The organism is Nocardioides sp. SRI_004 (assembly GCF_057586415.1).
Genome location: NZ_JBYCZV010000021.1, coordinates 65028 through 83111 on the forward strand (window position 1 = coordinate 65028; position 18084 = coordinate 83111).

Here is an 18084-nt window from a genome sequence, read left to right on the forward strand (position 1 = left end):
GTGTGCCCGAGGCAGCGCATGTCCGCTGTGCCAGGCACACGACTCGGGCAGGCGACCTCAGCCGAGCAGGCCACCACGCAGGTCGTCGGGGCTGACCGGCATCGACGTACCCGCGAGCGGGTCCTCGGGCAGGTCGCCCTCCTTCACGTCCTCCGGCGCGACCCACTGGTGGGCGTCGCCCATGAACGTGTGGACGAACCCGCAGCGCACGCAGATCGCCCCGTCGGCGGACCTGTTCAGCCAGTCGAGGTCCATGAAGGTCATCCCGGTCGTGGTCATCTTGATCTCGCGCTGGGAGAAGACGAGGCACGCGCAGACCTGGCAGGAGAGGAAGCGCTGGGCGGGGCGGATGTAGACGTGCACGCGCCCATCCTCACCGACGGCAGGCCCGTTCACACGGGAACGGCTCAGCCCAGCAGGCGCAGCACCGTGAACAGCACCGGCAGCGTGAACGCCACGAGCAGCACCCAGGCGACGAGGCGGTGCGAGAGCTTCGAGCTGTCGAGGGAGCCGGCGAACTCGAGGATCGCGCCGTCGGGCACGAGCGGGCTCAGGCCCATCCGCCGCGCGTCGGTGGGCAGGTGGTCACCCCGCTCCCACGCGGTCGACTCGTCATCCTCCGGGTCCATGCGGAAAGGCTACGCCGCAGGGGGCGGCGCCGGCGCGGACATCGCCCAGCGGATGGTCCCGACCGCCGCACCACCGAGCACGCGGACGACGGTCCGCTCCGCGACCGGGAGCCACGGCAGCCGCAGGGGGACGCGGGTCCACGCCGGCATCAGCCCGACGGCGGCTGCGGCGAGCACCCCGTAGGCGGGTCGGGCCAGCAGCGGGAGCGGCGGCCTCAGCAGGACGTAGCCGACCGCCTCGCGCGCCTCGGGCGTCCCGCGGAGCTCGGGCCGGAAGCCGGCGAGGACGTCGGCGAGCCCGGCCTCGGTCGTCGGCGGGTCGAGGACACCGAGCCGCCGGGCGACCTCCGCGGTCTGCGCGACGTACCGGTCGCGGCCCGCCTGGTCCAGCGGCTCGGCGCCGTAGGCCTGGTGCGCGCGCAGGAAGCTGTCGACCTCCGCGACGTGCACCCACAGCAGCAGGTGCGGGTCGGACGCGGCGTACGACGACCCGTCGGCCATCGTGCCGGTGATCCGGTCGTGGATCGCCCGCACCGCGTCCACCGCCTGCTGCGCGTCGGCTGCGGTGCCGAAGGTGGTGACGGCGAGGAAGCGGCTGGTGCGGGCGAGCCGGCCCCACATGTCGCCGCGGTAGCCGGAGTGCTCGGAGACCGCCCGCATCGCCGCCGGATGGAGGCTCTGCAGCAGCAGCGCCCGGATGCCGCCGACGAACATGGCGGCGTCCCCGTGCACCTGCGCGATCGGGCTGCCCGGCTCGAACCACCGCGGTCCCGGCGTGTGGTGGATCCGGTCGCGGTGCCGCGCACCGGCGGGCCCGGCGACGCGGTGGAAGATCGCGCCCCCGAGCCGGTCGCGCAGACCGGAGAGATCCGTCATCCCCCCAGTGTGCCGGGGGTCAGGAAATGGTCGTGAGCAGCTGCGTCGCCCGCGTGAGCACGACGTACAGGGTCGCCCGTCCGGTCGCGGACTCGTCCTCGATCTCCTGCGGCCGGACCACGACGATGCCGTCGAACTCGAGTCCCTTGGTGTCCAGGCCGGTCAGGACGACGACGCGGTCCTCCCCGGAGGGAGTGACCGAGGAGTCGACCGAGGCGCGGGCGCCGGGGGCGTCGTCGGCGAGCTCGGGCCAGGACGCCAGCCAGGCGTTGACCTCGGAGCGGCGGGCGACGGGGACCACGATGCCGACGGTGCCGGAGACCCGGCCGGCCAGCTCCAGCACGGCCTCGCGCGTCGCCGACTCGAGGTCGCCGCCGGCCGGCAGGACGACCTCCTTCGGCTCCTCGCCGGTGCGGCGCACGGCGTCCGGGAGGTCGGCGCCGAGGCCGACCCGCTCCGCGTAGGCCGCCGCGTGGGCGTAGATCTCCGCGGAGTTGCGGTAGTTCGTGGACAGGTGGAACTCGTGCAGCTGCTTGCGCTCCAGCGCCGCAGCCCGCGCGGCGGCCGCCTCGGCGGGGGCCGGCCACGAGGACTGGGCGGGGTCGCCGACGATGGTCCAGGACGCCGTACGGCCGCGGCGGCCGACCATCCGCCACTGCATCGGCGTCAGGTCCTGCGCCTCGTCGATGAGCACGTGGGCGTAGCCGTCGTCCTCGATGCTGCTGACCGGCGCCCGCCAGGCCGGGCCGGTGGCGAACTCGCGGTCGGAGGCGGTGATCAGCTCCTGCACGTTGACCGCGCCCTCGATGACCGCGAGCGGGTCGTCGCGCTCGTCGTCGGCCTTCTGCGGCACGTCGCCGAGGGCGTAGCGCAGCTCGTCGAGCAGCGGGACGTCCTCGATCGAGATCTGGGGGCCGATCGGGCGCTCGGGGTCGAGGTGGCTCCACGACTTGGCGACGAGGCGCTGCTCCTCGGGCGAGAGCACGCCGTCGGCGACCCGCGAGACGAACTCCGGGTCGCGCAGCCAGCACAGCACGGTGGGCGCGTCGAGCGGCGGCCACCAGCCGTGGGCGAAGTCGAGGAAGTCCTGGCGCGAGAGCATCTCGTCGTTGAACTTCTCGCGGCCCTGCTCGCGGCCGCGCTCGCCGCGGACCTGGCGCCACATCGCGTCGAGCAGCGCGTTGGAGACGCGCGGCAGCTGCTTGTTGCGCAGGCCCTGCGACATCAGCTGGCGGCGGATCTGGCCGAGCCGGCCGCGGTCGAGGACGAGGCGGTCGTCGCGCCAGAAGACGCGGTACTCGCGCGGGCTGCCCGGCACCTGCTGGCGCGCGGTCCGGCGCATCACCTCGGCCATCCGCTCCGAGCCCTTGACGTCGGCGACGGCCGGCTCGTCGTGGCGGGTCGCCCGGACGTCGTCGACGACCTCGCCGAGGCTGCGCAGCGCGACGGCGGTCTCGCCCAGCGAGGGCAGGACGCGCTCGATGTAGCGCATGAAGACGCCGGACGGGCCGACCACGAGCACGCCGCCGCGCTCGTAGCGCTGGCGGTCGGTGTAGAGGAGGTACGCCGCCCGGTGCAGCGCGACCACCGTCTTGCCCGTGCCGGGACCACCGGAGATGCTCACGACGCCCTTGGAGGGGGCGCGGATCGCCTTGTCCTGCTCGGCCTGGATGGTCGCCACGATCGAGTGCATGGAGCGGTCGCGGGCGCGGGAGAGCTGCGCCATGAGCGCGCCCTCGCCGACGATGGGCAGGTCGCGGCCCTGCTCCTCGGCGGCGCTCAGCGCCTCCGCGTCGAGCAGCTCGTCCTCGACGCCGACGACCCGCTGGCCGGCGCTGCGCAGCACCCGGCGCCGGATGACGGAGTGCGGCTCGGCCGCCGTCGCCTGGTAGAAGACCGCGGCCGCCGGGGCGCGCCAGTCGATGAGGAGCGAGTCGCGGTTGTCGTCGCGCAGGCCGATCCGGCCGACGTAGCGCGGCTCGGCGTCGACGGTCGCGTCGAGGTCCAGGCGCCCGAAGACGAGGCCCTCCTGCGCGGCGTCGAGCTGCGCGATCCGCTTCGCCGCCTGGAAGACCATCGCGTCGCGCTCCACGAGGCCGCCCTCGTGGCCCATCCGGCCGCGCGAGTGCCCCTCCTTCGCCAGCTGCTGTGCGGCCTTCCCGGCCTCACCCAGCTGCCGGTAGACCCGGTCGACGAAGGCCTGCTCTGCCGCGACCTCGCGCTCCACCAGCTCGTCTGCCACCGACGTGACCCCTGCCGTCCGCTCCGTTGTCCGATCTGCCGCCCGGGGGACCTTGGTCCCGCTCGGTCCCGCGCAGCAAGCAGTCAACTCTACAGGGCTGAGAAGGGTGCTTAGATGGTGGGAGGCATCGCAGCTAGGGGGGCTAGATGACAACGACGCCAGCAGCATCGACACGCAAGCCGAACCGCCGAGGAGTGGCGGCCCGGGAGCAGCTCCTGTCCACGGCCCTGCGCCTGCTGGGCGAGGGGAAGCCCGAGTCCGTCTCGATCAACCTCGTCGCCAAGGAGGCTGGCCTCAGCTGGGGCTCGGTCCAGAACCTCTTCGGGGACTCCGACGGCTTCTGGTCCGCGGTCGCCGACCAGGTCGCCGAGGTGGGCCCGGAGCTCTGGGCGAAGCCGACGAGCACGACCATCGCCGGACGGGTCGCCGAGATCGCCGAGCTCTACCGCGCAGTGCTCGAGTCGCCGTACGCCGTCAGCGTGGAGACGATGCGCTGGGCGCTCCCGCGCCCGCTCGACGTGCTCGCGGAGACCCATCCGCGCACGGCCGCGTCGATCCGCCGCCTCGACGAGCTCGCCTCGCTGGCGTTCGTCCACTTCTTCGACGGCCTGGAGGGCCTCGACGAGGAGCGGCGGACGGCCATGTCCGAGGTGATGCCGGCGATGCTGCGCAGCCTGCGCAACGAGCAGCTGCTCGGCACCCACGTCGACATCGACCGGGCGCACCAGGCGATGGTGACGATGCTGACGGCCTACCTGGAGGGCTAGGCGGGCTAGGTCTCGAGGCCCGCCAGCTGTCGGACCGGCGCGATGACCTCGTCACCGAAGCGTCGGACGGCGGCGAGCTTGTCCTCCAGCGGGGCGTGCTGGCCGACGTAGTACATCCACGGCATCGTCATGCACATCGTGACGCCGCCCTCGGCGGCGCGCAGGAAGTCCTCGGGCGCGAGCGCGTCCGTGAGCGCCGGTACGACGTCGAAGGGCTCGCCCGGGTCGCGGCCGGCCTCGACGCGCAGCTCCCGGAGGCGCTCCGCGATCGCGATCGCCTCGTCGACCGTCGCCATGTCCCCCACCCAGCCGTCGTGGCGCGCGGCCCGGCGCATCGCGACGTCGGACAGGCCGCCGACCCACACCGGCACCGGACCGGGCGGCTCGGGTCTCATGGCGAGCCGCTCGCAGCTGTAGAACTCGCCGCAGAACTCCGTCCAGCCCGGTGTCCAGAGCGCCTTCATCAGGTCGAGCGCCTCGTCGGTGCGACGGCCGCGGGTCGCGAACTCCTGCTCGAGGAGCTCGAACTCCTCCCGGCACCAGCCCACCCCCACGCCGAGGGCGACCCGGCCCCCGGACAGGGCGGCCGCCGTACCGACGGCCTTCGCGACGACGAACGGGTTGCGCATCGCGGCGACGTAGATCGAGGTGAAGAACTCCAGCCGCGTGGTCACCTGACTGAGCGCGCCGACGGTGACCCACGGGTCCGGCCAGTCGACGTCGGGCGTCCAGCGGCGCTCGCCGGTCGGGGTGTACGGGTAGGGCGTGCGCACCGTCTCGAGGTCGACCACGTGGTCGGCGATGCTCAGCGCGCGGAAGCCGGCCTCCTCGGCGGCGCGCGCGAGCGCCACCAGCTGGTCGATCGGCTGGTAGGCGGTCACCATCGCGAAGTCCACGGGCTGACCCTAGTCAGGAAATAGAACAGGTTCTAGCCTCATCGCGTGTTCTCCCACCTGCTCGCGCCCGGCCGGATCGGCTCGATGGAGCTGCGCAACCGGATCGTCATGTCGCCGATGGAGACGATGTACGGCACGCCGGAGGGCCACCCCTCGGACCGGACGGTCGCCCACTTCGCCCGCCGCGCGGAAGGCGGCGCGGGGCTGGTCACCGTCGGCGCGACCGGGATCGACCCGCAGCACCCCGAGACGCCCGGCGGGCTGCAGATCGGCACCGATGCGGCCGTGGCCGCCCACCGACGCCTGGTCGAGGCGGTCCACGCGCACGGCGCCCGGATCCAGCCGCAGGTCGTGCACGCCGGCCCGGACGGGCTGGGTCCGGAGATGTTCGGCGTCACCTCGCTCGGACCGTCCGTGATCCCGTCGTACCTCACCGGACGGCCGTCCGCCGAGGCGACGAAGGAGCAGATCGCGGCGGTCCTCGACCAGTTCCGCGCGGCGGTCGTCCGCGTCCGCGAGGCCGGGTACGACGGCCTGGAGCTCCACGCCGCGCACGGGTACATGTTCCTCGGCTCGTTCCTGGCCCCGCAGCGCAACCGGCGCGGCGACCGCTACCGCGGCACGTCGGTGGAGGGCCGGATCCGCGTGGTGCTCGAGGCGCTCGCCGCGATCCGCTCGGAGGTCGGGGCGGACTTCCCCCTGACGCTGCGGATCTCCGGCTACGAGCGGGTCGCCGCCGGCCGGCCGGTCTGGGACACCGCCGCCATGGCGCCCTTGCTGGTCGAGGCCGGGGTCGACGCCTTCCACGTCAGCGGCGGCGTCATCGACCGGCTGGTGACCGGGATGGTCAACGCGGCCGACGACGGCGACGGGCTCAACGTCGGCGGCGCCGCTGCGGTGCGGGAGGTCGTCGACGTACCGGTCATCGCGGTCGGGCGGCTGCACGACCCCGCGCTGGCGGAGAGGGTGCTGGCCGAGGGCCGGGCCGACTTCGTCGCGCTCGGCCGGCCGCTGCTCGCCGACCCCGACCTGCCGCGCAAGCTGGGCGGCTGGGGCGGCGGTGCGGCGCGGGTGCGCCGGTGCATCTCGTGCGAGAACTGCATCGACACCCTCGAGGAGAAGCTGTCGACCGAGTGCGCGGTGAACCCGCTGACCGGGCACGACCTGGACCGGGCTCCCACGCACGCCCCGGCGGCCGCGGGCCGCCGGGTGGTCGTGGTCGGGGGCGGACCGGCCGGCCTGGAGACGGCGGTCCGCGCGTCGGCCGCGGGCCACGACGTCACGCTGCTGGAGGCCAGCGACCGCCTCGGTGGCGCCCTGTGCGACGCCTCGGTCGTGCACGAGGAGAACCGGCCCTACCTGGACTGGCTGCTCGCCGAGGTCGCCGCGTCGTCGGTCTCCGTGCGGCTGGCGGCGCCGGCCGACGCCGCCGTCGTGCGGGCGCTCGACCCCGACCTGGTGGTCGTGGCCACCGGCGGCCGCGTGGAGCTGCCCGACCTGCCGGGCGCCGACCTGCCGCACGTCCGTCACGGCATCGACACCGCCGCACCCGTCGCCGGACGCCGGGTGGTGGTCGTCGGCGGGCGGGGCGCGGCCGTCGAGCTCGCCGAGACGCTGGCCGGCGAGGGCGCGCTGGTCGCGCTGCTGACGACCGGCCCCGAGCTCGCGCCCGAGTTCGGGTCCAAGCGGCGCAAGGAGCACATGGACCGGTTCGACCGGCTCGGGATCACCAGCCACGTCGGCTGCACGGTCTCCGCGATCACGCCGACCGGCGTCGCTTGGACGCCCGCCCACGGCACCCCTCGGGAGCTGCCCGCCGACACGGTCGTGCTCGCGGGCGAGGTGGTCGCCGACCGAGCCCTGGCCGAGGAGCTGGCGCGGGAGCTGCCCGCCGTCGACGTACGGACCGTCGGGGACGCGAACGGGCTCGGCCTGATCCGCGGCGCGACCGCTGCCGCGGCCGAGCTCGTGGCCTCGCTCTAACCTCGGGCCATGACCACCCTGCGGCGGATCGCCGTCTTCTGCGGATCCGCGCCCGGCAACGACCCGGCGCTCGTGGACGCGGCGTACGACGTCGGGCGCGGTCTCGCGGAGCGCGGCCTCGGCCTCGTGTACGGCGCCGGCGGGCACGGCCTGATGGGCGCGGTCTCGCAGGGTGCGCTCGACGCGGGCGGCAAGGTCGTCGGCGTGATCCCGCGCAGCATGGTCGAGCGCGAGTGGGGTCGCAACGACCTGACCGAGCTGCACGTCGTCGAGACCATGCACGAGCGCAAGGCGCTGATGGCCGAGCTCGCCGACGGCTTCCTCTGCCTCCCCGGCGGCATCGGCACGCTCGAGGAGATCGTCGAGGTCTGGAGCTGGCGCCAGCTCGGCTTCCACGCCGACCCGGTGTGCTTCTACGACGTGGGCGGGTTCTGGCAGCCCCTGCTCGGCGCGCTCCAGGGCCTCGTCGACGCCGGCTTCGTCCGCCAGGCGGTGCTCGACGACGCCGTCGTCACCGACGACCTCGACGCCGCGCTGGCCGGCCTCGCGGACCGGGCCGGCGCGGCGTACGTCGACAAGCTCAGCGGGACCTGAACCTCAACCCTTCTTGCGGCTGAGGAAGGCCGTCATCGCCTCGCGGGCCTCGTCGGACCCGAACAGCCGGGCGCTGAGCTCGACGAGCTCCTCGCCCTTCGCGTCGATCCGCTCGAGCAGCTCGGCGCCGACGAGCCTCTTCGTCTCGCGCAGGCCCTGGGCCGCGCCCGTGGCGATCTTGGCGACGACGTCGTCGACCCTGGCCTGGAGGTCACCGGCCGGTACGGCGAAGGTGGCGAGCCCGTAGTCCACCGCCTCCGCGCCCGTGAACACCTCGCCCCCCAGCGCCGTCCACGCGAGCCCGCGCGGCGTGAGCCGGGGGAAGACCGTCAGCGAGATGACGGCCGGGGTGAGGCCGAGCTTGACCTCGGTCAGCGCGAAGGTGGCGTCCTCGGCGACGACGACCACGTCGGAGGCGGCCACGATCCCGATGCCGCCGGCCCGCGCCGCACCCTCGACGACGGTCACCACGGGCTTCGAGAGCGCCACGATCTGGCGCTGCACGCCGACGATCGCCCGCGCCCCCTCCTGCATCGGGACGGTCGAGGCCTCCGAGAGGTCCGCGCCCGAGCAGAAGACCCGGCCCGACGACTTCAGCAGCACCACGCGCACGTCGTCCGCCGCGTCCACCGTGGTGAGGTGGGCGACCAGCTCGGTGACGAGCTGGCGGGAGAGGGCGTTGCGGTTGTGGGGCGAGTCGAGCGTGATCGTCGCGACGCCGTCGGCGACGTCGAGGTGGACGAGCTCCGCAGGTGCGTCAGTCATGAGATGCATTCAACCGGACGCGCTCCGTCACCGCTCCGGCGTCTTGCCGCCAGGCGAGCGCTGGTGTCGCCCGCCTCGACCGCGAGCCGGCAGCGTGGCGCCCCGCGCGCAGCGCATCGCGGGCAAGGGCGGGCCCGGAGGGTCCGTCCGCAGCCCGCGATCGGCGACACGCTCGGCTAGTCGGAATGAATCGGCTTCTTCGGCAGCTTCTTCACCCGGGTCCGCTTCCGCCGCGCCGGGATCATCGACCGCATCTCCTCCAGCTTGCCGAAGCACAGCAGCCGGTCCTCGGCCTCCAGCACGTGGTGCGGGAAGGGGTTCGGGATGACGATCGTGCCGCGGTGCAGGGTCAGCACGGTGATGTCGCGGTCGCGCAGGCCGGAGTCGCCGATGGACTTGCCGACGAGGTCGGCGTCGCCGTGGACGACGAGCTCGGCGACGCCGTACCCGGTCGAGACGGACAGCCGCTCGCGGACGTCGATCTGGGGGAAGGCGACCTGGTTGTCGATGTAGTCGATGATCGCGCCGGCGACGTCGAGCTTGGTGGCCTGCTCGATGCCCTCGAGGCCCGGGGACGAGTTGACCTCCATGACCAGCGGGCCCTCGTCGGCCTCGAGCATGTCGACGCCGGCGACCTTGAGGCCCATGATCTGCGCGGCCCGTACGGCGATCCGCTCGGCGTCCTCGTCGAGCTCGACCGGCTCGACGCTGCCGCCGCGGTGCACGTTGGAGCGGAACTCGTCGCCCTGGGCGACCCGGCGCATCGCGGCGACGACCCGGTCGCCGACGACGAGCGCGCGGATGTCGCGGCCGCGGCTCTCCTTGACGAAGCGCTGGATCAGCACCTGCTGCTTGGTGCTCTGCAGGGTCTCGATGATCGCCTCGGCGACCTTGATGCTGGGCGCGAGGATGACGCCGATGCCCTGGGTGCCCTCGAGCAGTTTGATCACGACGGGCGCACCGCCGACCCGCTCGATCGCGGGGATCACGTCGGCCCGGTCGCGCACGAAGGTGGTCGCCGGCATGCCGATGTTGTGCCGCGACAGGATCTGCGAGGCGCGCAGCTTGTCGCGCGAGTTCGAGATGCCGTTGGCGGTGCACGGCGTGTAGACGTCCATCTGCTCGAACTGCCGCACGACGGCGGTGCCGAAGTACGTGATCGAGTTGCCGATCCGCGGCAGCACGGCGTCGTAGTCGGAGAGCTGCTTGCCGCGGAACTGCAGATCCGGCTCGTCCCCGGAGAGGTCGATGGCGAAGCGGAGGGTGTTGAGCACCTTCACCTGGTGGCCCCGGTCGAGGGCTGCCGTGCGGAGGCGCTGCGTGCTGTAGGACCGCGGAGCGCGGGAGAGGATCGCGAGCTTCATTCCCGACCTGATCGGACTGGCGGATGGGACCTGATTGGATGGTGACGTGGTCAGCTCCCATTCAAGCAGCACGCCGGTGGTCGCCGGCTGGCGAGAGTGGGTCCGGCTCCCGGCGCTCGGGGTGGGGCCGGTGAAGGCGAAGCTCGACACCGGTGCGCGCACCTCCGCGCTGCACGCGTTCGACCTCACCCGCTTCGAGCGCGACGGCGCCACCTGGGTCCGGTTCTCCGTGCACCCGTGGCAGCGCTCGGCCGACGACGCCGTGTACGTCGAGTGCCCGGTCCACGACCGCCGGACGATCCGGAGCTCCACGGGCCACACCCAGGAGCGGTTCGTGGTCCTCACCGAGCTCGAGCTGCTCGGCCGCACCATCACGACCGAGGTGACCCTGACCCGCCGCGACGAGATGGGCTTCCGGATGCTCGTCGGCCGCGAGGCACTGCGCCAGGGCTTCGTCGTCGACTCCGGGCACTCCTATCTCGGCGGCCGGCCGCCGCGGAAGGTCCGCCGCAAGAACCGCGGCGTCGCGACGGGAGGGAGCACGCGTGGCACTGCGTGAGTCCTTCGCGATCGGCAACGTCCGGGTCCGCGCCGGCTCGACCAAGGAGGTCGAGCTCCCGATCACGCGGCTGGTCACCGGTGGCGACGTGAGCCTGCCGGTCCGTGTCGTGCACGGCCGCGAGGACGGCCCGACCGTGTGGGTGAACGCGGCGATCCACGGCGACGAGGTGATGGGGGTCGAGGTGATCCGCCAGGCGATGGCGACGCTGTCGGCCCGTACCTTCCGGGGCACGCTGGTCGCCGTACCCGTCGTCAACGTGCTGGGCTTCATGACCGGCGACCGCTACCTGCCGGACCGCCGCGACCTCAACCGGTCCTTCCCCGGCTCGGCCCGTGGCTCGCTCGCCAGCCGGATCGCGCACCTGTTCATGACCGAGGTCGTCAGCAAGTGCGACGTCGGCCTCGACCTCCACACCGCGGCCGACCGGCGCGCCAACCTGCCGCAGATCCGCGCCGACCTCGACGACCCCCGCACCCGTGGGCTGGCCGAGGCGTTCGGTGCGCCCGTGATGCTGCACGCCCGGCTGCGCGACGGCTCGCTGCGCCAGGCCGCGCGCGACCGCGGCGCGACGGTGCTGCTCTACGAGGCCGGTGAGGCGCTGCGCTTCGACGAGGACGCGATCGCCGTCGGCGTCCGTGGTGTACGACGGGTGCTCGCCTCGCTCGGCATGATCGACGACGAGCCGGCGACCGAGGCCCCCGTCGAGGTGGTCGAGGCCCGGGCGAGCAGCTGGGTCCGCGCGCGCGGCACCGGCATCCTGCACCTCGACGTCCACCTCGGCGAGTGGGTCGAGGAGGGCCAGCGCCTCGGCGGGCTGTCCGACACCTTCGGCCGCCGGGTGCGCCTCGTGCACGCGGACCGTCCCGGCATCGTGATCGGCCTGACCCGGGCACCGATCGTCAACGCGGGCGACGCGCTCGTCCACGTGGCGACCCCGGTCTGAGCTCGCCGGCACGCGTTGCCAACCGGCGGGCGAGCTCGCGCGTCCACCCCGGCATGAAGAGCACTCTCGGCCCTGCCGCCCTCACCGCCGTCGTGTCCCTCGCCCTGCTCGGCCTCGTCGGCTGCGGCGACGAGCCCGCCGCCGCGCCCGACCCGTCGCCCCCGCAGGCCTCCACCCCGGCCAGCGAGCAGGCGACGCAGGTGACGCAGGCGCCCACGGTCGAGGGGCCCGCGGACCTGGTCGCGATCTTCACCGAGGCGCAGGTCGCCGAGCTCCGGGCGGGCTCCCCCACCGTCGCCGACGACGGCACCGGGATCACCGCCGAGCTCGTCGAGCGTGGCGGCCGCGACCTGCTGCAGGTCCGCAACGGCCCCGACGTGGTCACGGCGACGATCCCGGAGGACGCGGACACGCCGTACCTCCTCGACCTGCAGCTTGAGCTCGGCCAGGCGGGCGCCGGCTGGGTCGTGGGCCACGAGGGCGGCGACTCCACACGGCTGACGGTGTACGTGATCCGCGCCGGCAGGCTGGTGCCCGCCACCCCGACGCCCGGCGACCCCGACCTCGGTGGCGGCTTCACCCCCGACGGAGGGACGCGCCGGACCTGGTTCGACGCGGCCGGACAGGCCTTCACCCGCGTCGCGACCGGCAGGCCGGACCAGTACCGGCTCTACCGCTGGGCGGTCAGCGGCCCCGGTGAGGGCGGCGGCACGGACGACCTCGACCCGCGGCTGGTGGCCGAGGACCTCGGCACGGTGTGCGTCACGGAGTCGGCGACGCCGGTCGTCGTCGAGCGCTGCTGAGCCGCACCGATCCGCCAGGGGGGTCCGCACCGAACAACCCCCATGAAGGCACGACTCCCCTGGGCCGCGTACGGCGTCCTGGCGACCCTGGTCGCCGTGGGCCTCGCCCACCTCGCCGCCGCCCTGACCGACCCTGCCGCCTCGCCGGTGCTGGCCGTCGGGTCGACCGTGATCGACCTGACCCCCACCCCGATGAAGGAATGGGCGATCCGGCAGTTCGGGAGCGCCGACAAGACGATCCTCGTCGGCTCCGTGCTGGCCGGCGTCCTCCTGCTCGCCGCGGTGGCCGGCCTGGTCGCCCGCCGCCGGCTGGCCCTCGGTGCCGGCATCCTGCTCGCCCTCGTGGCCATCGCCGCGGTGGCCGCCCTGAGCCGGCCCAGCGCCGAGCCCCTCGACCTCATCCCGAGCCTGGTCGCCGCCGTCATCGGGCCGGTCGCCCTCCGCCTGCTGGCCCGGACCCACCAGCAGGCGGCGGCCGACGGGAGCCGGCGCACCCTGCTGCTGACCGGCGCGGCACTGACCGCCGCAGCGGCGGTCGGCGGCCTCGGCGGCCGGGTGGTCACCTCGCTGCGGACCCGGCCGGAGGACATCGCCCTGCCGACGCCCGCCGAGCCCGCGAAGGCGCTGCCGCGCGGCCTCGACGACCAGGTCCCCGGCATCACGAGGTTCCGCACCCCGAACAAGGACTTCTACCGCGTCGACACCCGCCTCGACACGCCCGTGGTCAGCAGCGAGGAGTGGACGCTGACCATCGACGGCGACGTCGAGAAGGAGGTCACGCTGACCTTCGACGAGCTGCTCGACATGCCGATGATCGAGCGCGACATCACGCTGACCTGCGTCTCCAACAGCGTCGGCGGCCCGTACGTCGGCGGGGCCCGCTGGCTCGGCGTCCGACTGACCGACGTGCTCGACCTCGCCGGCATCGACCGCACGAAGGCAGACCAGATCCTCTCGACGGACTTCGACGGGATGACGATCAGCACCCCGCTCGACCTCGCCACCGACGGGCGCGACGCGATCCTCGCCGTCGGCATGAACGGCGAGCAGCTGCCCCGCGAGCACGGCTTCCCGGTGCGGATGGTCATCCCGGGCCTCTACGGATTCATCAGCGCGACCAAGTGGGTCACCCGGCTCACCCTGACGACGTACGACGACCAGAAGGCCTACTGGACGGAGCGGGACTGGGCCACGGACGCCCCGATCAAGATCTCCGCGCGCATCGACACCCCCAAGGCGCTGGCGCAGCTTGACCCCGGCGACGTGATCATCGGCGGGGTCGCCTGGGCGCAGGAGCGCGGCGGGATCGCGAAGGTGCAGGTGCGCATCGACGGCGGCGGCTGGGAGGACGCGCAGCTCGGGCCGGACGGTGGCGACGACTACTGGCGGCAGTGGTTCCACAAGTGGCCGGCGAAGTCCGGGTCGCACCGGATCGCCGTGCGCGCCGTCTCCGGCGACGGCGAGCCCCAGACCGCCGTCCGCGCCGAGCCGTTCCCGAACGGCGCCAGCGGCATCCACGAGCTCCTCGTCACCGTGAAGTGACGCGCACCTCGAAAAAGACCGTACTTCCGGGCAATCCGGGCCCGAACCGGCACCGAATCACCCCCGACGACACACCAACGCCCCCTACGGAAGGCACCACCATGAAGCTCCAGAAGATCCGCCGCTCCGCCGGCGCCGGCATCGCGATCCTGGCCATGAGCGCCACCTTCGCCGCGTGCAGCAGCGAGGACGACGAGCCCACCAGCGGCTCCGACGACACGTCCTCGCAGTCGTCGGACTCCTCCGACAGCCCGATGGCCGAGGGCGCCGGCGCGGAGACCTTCGGTCCCGGCTGCTCGGCGATCCCGACCTCCGGCAAGGGCTCCTTCGACGGCATGGTCAAGGACCCGGTCGCCACGGCCGCGAGCAACAACCCGCTGCTCAGCACCCTGGTCACCGCCGTCACCAGCATCGACGGCCTCGCCGACACCCTCAACGGCGCCGAGGCGCTGACCGTGTTCGCGCCGTACAACGACGCCTTCGCCGAGATCCCGGAGGCCGACCTCAACGGCCTGGTCATGGAGGGCAAGGAGAAGGGCGACAAGAGCGCCCTCTACAAGATCCTCGCCCACCACGTGGTCGGCGCCAACGAGAAGGCCGACGCCGTGGCCGGCAAGCAGGACACCCTCGCGGGCGACAAGCTGACCGTCGCCGGTGACCCGGAGTCCGGCATGACCGTCTCCGACGGCACCGTCACCGCCAACGTGCTGTGCGGCAACATCCCGACCGCCAACGCGACCGTCTACGTGATCGACAAGGTGCTGACCGGGGTCAAGTGACCCCTCGTCAGGACCACCTCTCCTCCGGAAGGATCAGCACCATGGATCCGGTCCCCGGCAACCCGGCCGGCGCTCCCCACGAGGGGGCGCCGGCCGGCGCGGTCGCCGACCTGGCGGCCCTGCTGAAGCGGTCCGCCCGCGGCGATCAGGCCGCGTTCGCCACCCTGTACGACTCCACGTCGGCCCGTGTCCACGGACTCGTGCTGCGGGTCGTCCGCGACCGGGCCCAGGCCGAGGAGGTCACCCAGGAGGTGTTCCTCGAGGTCTGGCGCCAGGCCAGCCGGTACGACGACGCGCGCGGCAGCGCGCTGGCGTGGCTGATGACGATCGCGCACCGCAAGGCGGTCGACCGGGTCCGCAGCGCCGAGGCCGCCACCCGGCGCGACGTCGCCTACGAGCAGCGCAACCAGGTGCCCGACCACGACGTGACCGCCGAGGCGGCGCACGCGTCGCTGGAGGCGCGGCGGGTCCGCGCCGCCCTCGACCACCTCACCGACGTCCAGCGCGAAGCGATCGAGCTGGCGTACTTCGGCGGCTACACCCACACGGAGGTGGCCGCCCTCCTCGACCTACCGGTCGGGACCGCGAAGACAAGGATCCGTGACGGCCTGATCAGGCTGCGCGACTCGATCGGAGTAGGACGATGACCGATCACGACCAGCACGCGCTCTCCGGCGCGTACGCCGTCGATGCCCTCGACGCCGACGAGCGGGCCCGCTTCGAGGCCCACCTCGCCACGTGCGCCGACTGCCGCGAGGAGGTGGCCAGCCTCCAGGAGGCGGCCGCCCTGCTCGGCACCGACCCGGTCGAGCCCCCGAGCTCGGTGCGGGACTCCGTCCTCGCCGGCATCGCGTCGATCCGTCCGCTCCCGCCGGTCACGTCCGAGACCGCACCCACGGCCACCCCGACCCCCGGCGACGAGCTCGCCGCCCGTCGTACCCGCCGCTCGCTGGTGCAACGCTTGGCCCGGACGCCGCTCCTGGTCGCCGCCGCTGCGGTGCTGCTGCTCGCGGTGGGGACCGCCCTGGTGCGGCCGTGGGCCGACGACCGGACGGACGAGCCGAACCTGTCTGCCATCGACCGGGTGCTCACCGCCGCCGACGCGACGAGCGTCGAGAAGGAGTTCCCCGACGGCTCCCGAGCCACGGTGACGGTCTCGCGCAGCGAGGGTCGCGCCGTGATCCAGACCGAGGACATGGCCCTCGCCCCGACGGGCAAGGTCTACGAGCTGTGGCTGCAGAACGCCGAGGGCGCGATGGTGCCGGCCGGGCTGATGCCGCACGAGGCCGACAACAAGGTCCTTCTCGACGGTGACGCCAGCGAGGCGGAGGCGGTCGGGATCACGGTGGAGCCAGAGGAGGGCTCGTCCGTCCCGACCACCGATCCCATCGCCGTCTTCGAGCTGGCAGCCTGACATGGCCACCCCGACACCACGGCGGATCGCCGTGGTGGGCTCCGGCGTCGCCGGACTCACCGCGGCGTACGTCGCCTCCGACCCCGCCAACGGCGCCCACGTCACGCTCCTCGAGGCCGACGACCGGCTCGGCGGGCACGCCGACACCCACGACGTCACCGACGCGACCGGGCGCACCCTGCGCATCGACAGCGGCTTCATCGTGCACAACCGGCGCACCTACCCGGTGCTGCTGCGGATCTTCGACGAGCTCGGCGTGCCGACGCAGGAGTCGGAGATGTCGATGTCGATCAGCGACGAGGTGACCGGCCTGGAGTGGGCCGGCGCGCTCGGCCGGCGCGGGATCTTCCCGGCCGGGGCGGGCAACCACCGCAACCCCGCCTACCTGCGGATGCTGCGCGAGGTCCCACGCTTCCACCGGCGCGCCCGCCGGCTGCTCGCCGAGGCGGAGGACCCGGCGGCCGACCCGACGACCCTGGCCGCCTTCCTCGACCGGGGCCGCTTCTCGCCGTACTTCCGGCGGCACTTCATGGAGCCGCTGGTGGCGGCGGTGTGGTCGTGCGACCCGGAGACGGCGCTGGACTACCCGGCGGCGTACCTCTTCTCGTTCCTGTCCCACCACGGGATGCTGCAGGTCTTCGGCTCGCCGAGGTGGCGGACGGTGACCGGCGGCTCCCGCACCTACGTCGACGCGATCGCCGCCGCGGTCAGGGGGCGTGGCGGCGACATCCGCACCGGCGCGCCGGTCGTCTCCGTCCGGGAGACGACCGGCGGGGTCGAGGTGGTCACCCCCGCCGGCCCCGAGGTGTACGACGCCGTGGTCGTCGCCGCCCACCCGGAGCAGGCGCTCGGGATGCTGGCCGAGCCGACCGCCGCGCAGCGCGAGGTGCTCGGTGCCATCCCGTACAGCGCCAACACCGCCCTGCTGCACACCGACGCCCGCCTGATGCCGCGCGCCGAGGACGCCCACGCGTCGTGGAACTTCCGCCGTCCCGCGGCCGAGCGCGCCGGCCTGCTCGTCACCTACGACATGACCCGGCTGCAGCGCCTGCCCACGGGCACCCGCTACCTCGTGACGCTCGGCGGGGAGGACCTCGTCGACCCCGACTCGGTCATCGTGCGCCGCGACTACGCGCACCCGCTCTACACGCCGTCCTCGGTCGCCGCGCAGCGCCGGCTCCCGGAGATCGACAGCGACCGGCTCGTCTTCGCCGGCGCGTACCACGGGTGGGGCTTCCACGAGGACGGCGCGCGCTCCGGGCTGCGCGCCACCGAACGACTGGGCCTGCTGTGGGGCGGCCCAGCGCCCGGGCCTGCCGGGAAGCCGGGAGAGGACCCGGCAGGCCCGAACCCGGCCGCCGCGACGATCCGCGGCGGGAAGGCCGTCCAAGCCTACCGGACCACCCTGGTGCACCAGCGGCGCGAGCCGATCGAGAACCGCTTCGAGCACCGGACCCGCCTCTGGGTCGTCGACCTCGACGCCGTCGACCAGCGCGGGCGTGTCCCGGGTGGTCGCGGCCGGTTCCTGGGCCGCGACCACTTCGACGGCGACACCACCACCGTGCGCGAGGGCCTCGACCGCTTCCTGGCCGCGCACGGCATCGACCTGCGGGGCGGCCGCGCGCTGATGGCTGCGCAACCCCGAATGCTCGGCCACTGCTTCAACCCGATCACGGTCCACTGGTGCTGGGACCGGGAGGGCAGCGGCCGTCCCGCAGCCACCGTCGTCGAGGTGCACAACACCTACGGCGGGCGGCACGCCTACCTGCTCGACACCGACGAACGGGGGCGCGCCGTGGTGGACAAGGCGCTGTACGTCTCGCCGTTCCACGGCACCGACGGGCACTACGAGGTGGTCGCCCCGCCGCCGGACGCCACCACCGGGCAGCTGCGGCTGGCCGTCGGGCTCCGGACCGCCGACGGCG

At 73.7% G+C, this 18084-nt stretch carries 18 protein-coding genes; 11 read left to right on the forward strand and 7 right to left on the reverse strand.

The genetic code is table 11. From position 1 onward, the window contains the following. Positions 1-57: 57 nt before the first annotated feature. The 4 genes from AC2YHB_RS22860 to AC2YHB_RS22875 are packed head-to-tail and all read right to left on the reverse strand — an operon-like array spanning position 58 to position 3747. Positions 58-363: a hypothetical protein gene (locus AC2YHB_RS22860; protein WP_179648870.1), complete on the reverse strand. Its 306-nt coding sequence runs from the start codon at positions 361-363 to the stop codon at positions 58-60. A gap of 44 nt (positions 364-407) precedes the next feature. Then, positions 408-629: a hypothetical protein gene (locus AC2YHB_RS22865; protein ID WP_051932021.1), complete on the reverse strand. Its 222-nt coding sequence runs from the start codon at positions 627-629 to the stop codon at positions 408-410. A 9-nt stretch (positions 630-638) separates the two neighbouring features. Continuing rightward, positions 639-1505, reverse strand: a complete 867-nt coding sequence (locus tag AC2YHB_RS22870; protein ID WP_487354673.1) for an oxygenase MpaB family protein — start codon at positions 1503-1505, stop codon at positions 639-641. A 19-nt stretch (positions 1506-1524) separates the two neighbouring features. Further along, positions 1525-3747: a HelD family protein gene (locus AC2YHB_RS22875; protein WP_207008147.1), complete on the reverse strand. Its 2223-nt coding sequence runs from the start codon at positions 3745-3747 to the stop codon at positions 1525-1527. Between the two features lie 146 nt (positions 3748-3893). On the opposite strand from AC2YHB_RS22875, the gene AC2YHB_RS22880 reads away from it, so the two are divergent. Next, positions 3894-4514, forward strand: a complete 621-nt coding sequence (locus tag AC2YHB_RS22880; protein ID WP_036543627.1) for a TetR/AcrR family transcriptional regulator — start codon at positions 3894-3896, stop codon at positions 4512-4514. Between the two features lie 5 nt (positions 4515-4519). Here AC2YHB_RS22880 and AC2YHB_RS22885 read toward each other — a convergent pair whose 3' ends face one another. Further along, positions 4520-5410: a TIGR03619 family F420-dependent LLM class oxidoreductase gene (locus tag AC2YHB_RS22885; protein WP_051932024.1), complete on the reverse strand. Its 891-nt coding sequence runs from the start codon at positions 5408-5410 to the stop codon at positions 4520-4522. Positions 5411-5455: 45 nt separating this feature from the next. On the opposite strand from AC2YHB_RS22885, the gene AC2YHB_RS22890 reads away from it, so the two are divergent. Beyond that, positions 5456-7393 carry an oxidoreductase gene (locus AC2YHB_RS22890; RefSeq protein ID WP_487354674.1) on the forward strand — a complete coding sequence of 646 codons (1938 nt, stop codon included), beginning with the start codon at positions 5456-5458 and terminating at the stop codon, positions 7391-7393. A 9-nt stretch (positions 7394-7402) separates the two neighbouring features. Then, positions 7403-7987 carry an LOG family protein gene (locus AC2YHB_RS22895; protein ID WP_487354675.1) on the forward strand — a complete coding sequence of 195 codons (585 nt, stop codon included), beginning with the start codon at positions 7403-7405 and terminating at the stop codon, positions 7985-7987. Between the two features lie 3 nt (positions 7988-7990). Here AC2YHB_RS22895 and AC2YHB_RS22900 read toward each other — a convergent pair whose 3' ends face one another. Both AC2YHB_RS22900 and AC2YHB_RS22905 read right to left on the reverse strand, forming a co-directional pair. Continuing rightward, positions 7991-8752: an enoyl-CoA hydratase-related protein gene (locus AC2YHB_RS22900; protein ID WP_487354676.1), complete on the reverse strand. Its 762-nt coding sequence runs from the start codon at positions 8750-8752 to the stop codon at positions 7991-7993. 176 nt (positions 8753-8928) lie between these two features. Continuing rightward, entirely contained in the window at positions 8929-10116 is a 1188-nt protein-coding gene (locus AC2YHB_RS22905; protein ID WP_036543632.1) for a RimK family alpha-L-glutamate ligase, read from the reverse strand. Between the two features lie 46 nt (positions 10117-10162). Between AC2YHB_RS22905 and AC2YHB_RS22910 the strand changes: the two genes are divergently transcribed. From AC2YHB_RS22910 to AC2YHB_RS22945, 8 genes are all read left to right on the forward strand, one after another. Further along, positions 10163-10675, forward strand: coding sequence for an ATP-dependent zinc protease family protein (locus tag AC2YHB_RS22910; protein ID WP_242530438.1), 513 nt, complete (start codon positions 10163-10165; stop codon positions 10673-10675). Beyond that, complete coding sequence (locus AC2YHB_RS22915) at positions 10662-11621, forward strand: succinylglutamate desuccinylase/aspartoacylase family protein (RefSeq protein WP_207008134.1); 960 nt, start codon at positions 10662-10664, stop codon at positions 11619-11621. The genes AC2YHB_RS22910 and AC2YHB_RS22915 overlap by 14 nt, the downstream gene beginning before the upstream one ends. 53 nt (positions 11622-11674) lie before the next feature. Continuing rightward, positions 11675-12424, forward strand: a complete 750-nt coding sequence (locus AC2YHB_RS22920) for a hypothetical protein (protein WP_487354677.1) — start codon at positions 11675-11677, stop codon at positions 12422-12424. A gap of 42 nt (positions 12425-12466) precedes the next feature. Continuing rightward, positions 12467-13966, forward strand: a complete 1500-nt coding sequence (locus tag AC2YHB_RS22925) for a molybdopterin-dependent oxidoreductase (protein WP_487354678.1) — start codon at positions 12467-12469, stop codon at positions 13964-13966. A gap of 101 nt (positions 13967-14067) precedes the next feature. Further along, positions 14068-14745: a fasciclin domain-containing protein gene (locus AC2YHB_RS22930; protein WP_179648866.1), complete on the forward strand. Its 678-nt coding sequence runs from the start codon at positions 14068-14070 to the stop codon at positions 14743-14745. A 41-nt stretch (positions 14746-14786) separates the two neighbouring features. Next, positions 14787-15392, forward strand: a complete 606-nt coding sequence (sigK, locus tag AC2YHB_RS22935) for an ECF RNA polymerase sigma factor SigK (RefSeq protein WP_487354679.1) — start codon at positions 14787-14789, stop codon at positions 15390-15392. Beyond that, the gene (locus tag AC2YHB_RS22940) at positions 15389-16159 is read left to right on the forward strand and encodes an anti-sigma factor (RefSeq protein WP_487354680.1); all 771 of its coding nucleotides are present in this window, start codon (positions 15389-15391) and stop codon (positions 16157-16159) included. The genes sigK and AC2YHB_RS22940 overlap by 4 nt, the downstream gene beginning before the upstream one ends. A 1-nt stretch (position 16160) precedes the next feature. Continuing rightward, on the forward strand, positions 16161-18084 hold a 1924-nt coding region (locus AC2YHB_RS22945), incomplete at its 3' end, for an FAD-dependent oxidoreductase (protein WP_487354681.1).